At 70.5% G+C, this 491-nt stretch carries 1 protein-coding gene; it reads left to right on the forward strand.

Annotated elements, in window-relative coordinates; all coding sequences use genetic code 11:
* Window positions 1–44: 44 nt before the first annotated feature.
* On the forward strand, window positions 45–491 hold a 447-nt coding region (locus B2J89_RS21725), incomplete at its 3' end, for a M48 family metalloprotease (RefSeq protein WP_169170856.1).

Raw genomic sequence — 491 nt, forward strand, 5'->3', positions numbered from 1 at the left:
TGGTCTGACATGGAAGAGGTGTCCTTTGTGCCTATTATTGGCGCATGTGCCTGTTCTGCCCCCCGTTCGACCCCGCCGCCCCCACCGCGCACGGCCCCTGGTCGGCGCGCCGCGCCTTCCTGCTCAGCGCCGCCGCCGCCACCGCGGTGGCCGCCGCGCCGCCGGCGCTGGCGCAGGTCGATGTGGGTTCGTCGTCCGGCCTGCGCAACCTGGTGCCGGCCGACACGCTCGAAAACGCGGCCACGCAGCAATACAGCCAGCTGCTGGCCCAGGCGCGCGCGCAAAAAGCCCTGGCACCCGACAGCCACCCGCAGCTGCAGCGCCTGCGCGCCATCGGGCAGCGCCTGGTGCCGTTTGCCGCGCAGTGGAATCCGCGGGCGCGCGACTGGCGCTGGGAGGTCAACCTGATCGGCAGCAAGCAGATCAACGCCTTCTGCATGCCCGGCGGCAAGATCGCGTTCTATACCGGCATCCTCGACCAGCTCAAGCTC

It is taken from the genome of Acidovorax sp. SRB_24 (genome assembly GCF_012931925.1).